The sequence below is a fragment of the Streptomyces sp. MS191 genome (genome assembly GCF_008042125.1).
Classification (GTDB): Bacteria; Actinomycetota; Actinomycetes; order Streptomycetales; family Streptomycetaceae; genus Streptomyces.
The window spans coordinates 1-5,244 of sequence record NZ_RDBI01000239.1 but is presented as its reverse complement, the minus strand read 5'-3'; the positions used below and the strand labels follow the sequence as shown (position 1 = coordinate 5,244).

Sequence of the window (5,244 nt, the reverse complement as noted above, 5' to 3'; positions counted from 1 at the left end):
GACCACGGCTTCGTCGACCATGCGGCCGTCGGGGTCGGTGATGACACCGGAGCCGTCCCGGACGGCCTCGTCGAAGCGGTCCAGCAGGGCCCGGGCGGCGGCGACCTCCTCCGGTCCAGGGGCGAAGGCGGCGTGCACGGTGGGCAGTTGGCGGGGGTGGACGCAGGCCCGGGCGCGGTAGCCGAGGTCGCGCAGGGCTCGAGTGCTGCGCGCGAGCGCGTCGAGGTCGGTGTAGTCGGTGCTGACCGGGCCGACCGGTGGCAGCAGTCCGGCGGCGGCCGAGGCGAGCAGAACGCCGGTGCGGATGGCGGTGAGTGCCGTCCCGCCAGGCGCGCCGGATGCGTCCGCGGGGGCGATGCCGAGTTCGGCGCACAGATCGGCCTCGCCGAGGTGCAGATGGCGTACTCGGGGTGCCTGGGCGATCGGCCGAACGTCGAGCACCGCCGCGGCGGTCTCCAGCAGGGGTGCGAGGGCGATGCCGCCCGGGGCCAGGGCGTGGCGTGCCTCGGCGGCCGTCAGGACGGCGTCCTGGGCGGCGATCGCGTCGGCGCCGGAGCACTTGGCGAGGCAGAAACCGGTCACGGCGGGGCCGGCCAGCAGGGCGCTCTCCTCACACCCCCTCTCCCCGGGGTTGACCCGGATCCAGATCTCCGGCGCCCGGTCCGGGGCGGTGTCGGCCAGCCAGGCGCGCACCAGGGCCAGGGCGCGATCCTTGCCGTGGGCGGGAACGGCGTCCTCCAGGTCGACGATCAGGGCGTCGGCGCCCCGGGCGGTCGCCTTGGCGAGCATCTCCGGGCGGTCGCCCGGGACGTAGAGGTAGGAGCGGGGCGCGGAGGGGGGCTGGTTCGCGGTCATGGCGCGGCGCTCCGATGCGCTGGAGTGAGGGGGACGGCCCGGTGCCCGCCCGGCACGCGGAGAACGTTCGCGTGCGCTGCGAAGGGGAGTCGGACGGCGGACCCACCCTAGGAGCGCGGGACGTTCCGGTCAACGGGTGCGTTTCGCTGGTGGATTCACCGTTTCGTGGTCGCCACGCGTCTCGAAACACAGCTTTTACCGCGGCGGCTGTCCGGACCCTTGACACGCCGAGTGCTCGGCGGGCTGTATGGGAACCCAAGCGAAACAAAGTTCCGTACAGGGAAACTGATTGCTCCCTTCGAGAGGAACCCACCGCTCATGCGCCCTCGACCCACCAGACCCGCCCGCACCCGGGGTGGTGCCGCGCTCGCCGCCCTCGTGGTAGCCGCGTCCGGCTCGCTGGTCCTCGCCGGATCGCCCGCCCATGCCGGCAGCGCGTCCGTCACCTACGACTGCGTCTTCAGCTCCTCCCACTCGCTCTTCACCACCACCGCCACCCTCACCGCCCCCGCCACCGCGGCGGCCGGTGAAACCGTGGACGTCAAGCTCAGCCTCGCCGGCAAGGGTCCGGCCAACGGCCCCGTCGCGCTGCCGGCCGCCAGTGTCGTCCCCTCGGCCAAGGTCCTCGTCTCCGGGCAGGCACCGATCACGCTCAGCGCCCCGGCCTCGAACCCGCCCGTCCCCGCCAAGGGCGAGATCCCGATCCCCGACCTCACCGGCAAGCTCACCGTGGCGCAGCCCGGCACGGTGACCCTGACGCCCGACCAGCTGACCCTGGACATCCCGAGCTACGGCCTGTCCCTCGGCTGCACTCTCCAGGGCACGGCCCCCGGCCTGCACACCATGACCGTCACCCCGGCGGCCGGCGGCACCGCCGCGGCTGTCACCGGCATCTCTGGCCGCCCGGCCTCGGACACCACCGGAGCCCGTCCCGGGGACGTCGTGACCCTGGCCGGAACCGGCTGGGATCCCGCCGTCCCGATCGGCGCGACGGAGCTGTGCTCCCTGGCCGGCACCGGCTGTTCCGGCGCCGATCTCACCTCCGACCTGCGGGTCGGCGCCGACGGCAGGCTCACCGGTACGGTGACGATCGGTACGGGCGCGGCCCCCGGGCCACACCGGCTGAAGATCACCCAGGGGCCGGCCTCGTCGTCCCTCGTGCTCGGCGTCCTGGGCACCCGCACGCTGCAGGTCACGCCGGGCGGTGGCGGACCGGGGACCAGTGCCACCGTCAGCGGTGTCAGTTTCGACCCCGGCGACGAGGTCAGCGTCACCACCCTCGACAAGGACGGCAGACCGCTCGGCGGGGCGGGGCCGACCGCGCCGGTCGACGCCCGGGGCAACTTCACCGCCACCCTCGTCCCGGCCGTGGGGGCCGTGCGGATCGTGGCGAAGGAGAAGGACGGCGGGGACACCGCGGATGCCCCGTGGTCCGGAAGCGCCGACGGCGGCGCCTCCGACCAGACGCTGAAGGTGGTCGTCAGCGGCGGCGCGCTCACGCTGTCGGCGCAGCCGGGCGAAGTGGTCCTGTCCCCGGTCACCGTGGACGGCACCGCGGGTGCCTCCACCGGCGGTCTGCGCGCTCTGGAGGTCAAGGACTTCCGCGGCACCACGGAGGGCTGGTCGCTGGTCGGCACGGTCACCGACTTCCGCAACGCCGCCGGGGCCGTGATCCCCGCGTCCCGGCTGTCGTGGACCCCGCAGTGCGCCGTCCACCCGGGCTCGGCCGCGGCCTCCGTCGTCGTCCCGGGCAGTGCCGGACCGCTCAGCTCCACCACAGCGGCCGCGTTGTGCACCCAGGCGGCGAGTGCCGACCCGGCCTCGGTGACGGGAGGCCACTTCGATGCGGGGGCGGCGCTGAACCTGCACGTCCCGGAGATCGTGCAGAGCGGCGAGTACGCGGCCGTGCTGCGGCTGACCCTGTCCTGAACCCCTTCCTCACGGCAGCGTGCCGGCGGCGAGTCCGTGCGCCCGCCGCCGGGCACCGGCGAGAGCGGAACCATGACTCCTTCGCGCAGTGACCGCCCGCCCGGGCGGGTCCCCATGACTTCCCACTCCGCAGCGGCCGTTCTGCTCGTCGTGGTGCTGACAGCCCTGCTCGCATCCCTGCCGGCGGGATCCTCGTCGGCCACCGCGGCGAGGGGGGCCGGGGCGGGCGGCGCCGGCGCCGGCAGCAGTGCGTGGTCGGTGCGCCCGGCGGGGACCGCCGACCGTACCGCCTTCGTCATGGACTCCGCACCCGGCGCGATCGTCAGGGACGCGGTCCGCGTCAGCAACCTGTCCGACGCCCCGCTCTCCTTCCAGGTCTACGGCTCGGACGCCTACAACACCCCGCGCGACGGCGCCCTCGCCTACCGGCAGGCCGGCGAGGCGCAGACCGGGCTGGGCGGCTGGCTCGCTCTCGGTACGAACGCCCTGGTCATCCCACCCGGCCGCGCCGCCGACATCCCCTTCACGCTGAGCGTGCCCGCCGACGCGCCCCCGGGCAGCCACGTCGGCGGGATCGTCGCCCTCAACAACGCGGTCGAGCAGGCGGGCGGGGCCTCCGGCGTCGACGTGGGCATCCAGCGGGCCATCGCCGTCCGGATCCAGCTGACCGTGGAGGGGCCGCTGACTCCCGGGGTCGCCGTCCGCTCGGTCCGGGTGCGGCACCGCCCGGCGGGGACCCCCTTCGGCGGAGCCCGCGCCATCCTCACCTACACGGTCGTCAACACCGGCAACGCCGCTCTGCGGCCCACCGTCTCACCCCGCGTCAGCGGCTTGTTCGGGCTGCGGCAGAGCGCCTTCGCCGACCGCACTCTCCCCCTCCTGCTACCGGGGCAGAGCGCCGACCTCACCGTCGACTGGCCGCAGGCGCCCGGCACGGACTACCTCACCGCCTCCGTGCGCGTCACCGCGCCGGGACTGCCCGCGACCTCGGCGCAGAGCGGCCGGGTTGTCGTGTCCTGGCCCACGCTCGGCGCCGTGGCCGGGCTGCTCGCCGTCCTCGCCGTGGCGCTGGGCCGGTTCCGGGGCAAGCGGTCCCGCGGCGCCATTCCCCACACTGGGGTGTTGTCATGACGCTCCGCCAGTTGCTGATCGTCCTTCTGCTGCCGGCCGCAACGGTCCTGTCCGTCGTGGGCGGCGCCGGTCCCGCTGCCGCGGCCGGCCCCGGCGTCACGGTGGAGGGGGCCCTGGCCACACCGGGCCGACCGGTCAAGGCCTCCGGCAAGGGCTGGCGGCCGGGGGCGACCGTCCAGGTCGAGATCTGCGGCGGCGGTGCGSTGCGCGGSAGCGCCGACTGCGACACGCTGCGTGCCGCGGTCGCCCTGGTCGCCGCGGACGGCACCTTCCGGCTGACGCTGATCGCGGGTGCCCCGCCCGCCGCCTGCCCCTGCGTCCTGCGGGCGGTGGCGGTGCAGGACCGGGCCCGGGCCCAGACGCCGCTGCACGTGGCAGGGGTCGCCGGCGGACCACCGGCGACCGCTCCCGCTCCGGTCGTGCGGGTCGACGTGGTGGCGGCCACGCTGTCCGGCGGACCGCGGTTCGGCGAGCTGTTCGGCGCTCCCGCGCACCGCACCCTGACGGTGACCCTGCGGAACCCCGGCGACCGGCCGCTGGGGCGGGCGCCTCTGATCGTGGCCTGGGGGCCGGGGGCGACCGTCGACCTCCCGGTGGGCATCCCGGTGACGGCGGAACTGCCGGCTCGCGCCGAACGGACGTACCGGATCCCCGTAAGGCTTCCGGCGGCGGCGTTCGGCCGCTACTCGGTGGGCGGCCGGTACGCCTCGGCCGAGTTCGCCGTCACGACCGACCTCTACCCGTGGGGGCTGCTGGGACTGGCCTCCGTCGCCGTCCTGCTGACCGTCTTCACGGCCTCGGTCGCCGTGCGCCGGAGCGCCGAGAGCCGTCGGGCGAGGCGGCGGACGGCGGGCGCGGTGGAGCTGCCGGCGTTCGTCGCGGCGGACCTGCTGGCCGGCGTTCTCGCGGCCGGGGCGGCGGACGATGCGCGCCCGGGCCTGGTCAGTACCCGTGCGGTGGTCCGCGCGCTGGCGGGCGAGGCCGCCCTGGTGGACGCGGCCGGGCTACGGATGCTGGCCGACGCCTTGCACACGTCCCCTCTGGACGAGGAGCGGTGATGGCCTTTCTCGACACTCCCTCCGGCCGTCCGCGCCCTGACGTCTGCTCGGCCGCGGCGGTCGGCCTGGCCGGCGGGTCCTACCTCGCCGCGGCCCCCCTGCTGGGTGGGCCCGTCGGGATGCCGGGTGAGGCCGTCCGCTATCTGCTGCCGACGGTTCTGCTGCTGGCCGGGGCGGTCGGATTCGTGCTTCGGCGCCGCGGTCGGGCGACCGGAACCACGGGGGCCGCCCGGCGGGCGGCGGCGGTCTGCGTGCTGGCGGGGGCCGCCCC

Annotated in this window: 5 protein-coding genes; 4 read left to right on the top strand and 1 reads right to left on the bottom strand. The window is 75.6% G+C overall.

What is annotated here, in order from left to right; all coding sequences use genetic code 11:
- Nucleotides 1-855 (bottom strand): HpcH/HpaI aldolase/citrate lyase family protein (locus EAO71_RS37040; RefSeq protein ID WP_147982170.1); only part of this gene is annotated, 855 nt, incomplete at its 3' end.
- A gap of 318 nt (nucleotides 856-1,173) precedes the next feature.
- Between EAO71_RS37040 and EAO71_RS37035 the strand changes: the two genes are divergently transcribed.
- From EAO71_RS37035 to EAO71_RS37020, 4 genes are all read left to right on the top strand, one after another.
- Complete coding sequence (locus EAO71_RS37035; protein WP_147982169.1) at nucleotides 1,174-2,784, top strand: hypothetical protein; 1,611 nt, start codon at nucleotides 1,174-1,176, stop codon at nucleotides 2,782-2,784.
- A 114-nt stretch (nucleotides 2,785-2,898) separates the two neighbouring features.
- Nucleotides 2,899-3,915: a DUF916 domain-containing protein gene (locus EAO71_RS37030; RefSeq protein ID WP_147982168.1), complete on the top strand. Its 1,017-nt coding sequence runs from the start codon at nucleotides 2,899-2,901 to the stop codon at nucleotides 3,913-3,915.
- Complete coding sequence (locus EAO71_RS37025) at nucleotides 3,912-4,973, top strand: hypothetical protein (protein ID WP_147982167.1); 1,062 nt, start codon at nucleotides 3,912-3,914, stop codon at nucleotides 4,971-4,973. The genes EAO71_RS37030 and EAO71_RS37025 overlap by 4 nt, the downstream gene beginning before the upstream one ends.
- Nucleotides 4,973-5,244: hypothetical protein (locus tag EAO71_RS37020; protein WP_147982166.1), on the top strand; the 272-nt coding region annotated here is incomplete at its 3' end. The genes EAO71_RS37025 and EAO71_RS37020, both read left to right, overlap by 1 nt.

Coding starts and splice junctions, on each gene's coding strand:
- EAO71_RS37030 (WP_147982168.1), top strand. CDS start 2,899: ATGACTTCCCACTCCGCAGCGGCCGTTCTGCTCGTCGTGGTGCTGACA.
- EAO71_RS37035 (WP_147982169.1), top strand. CDS start 1,174: ATGCGCCCTCGACCCACCAGACCCGCCCGCACCCGGGGTGGTGCCGCG.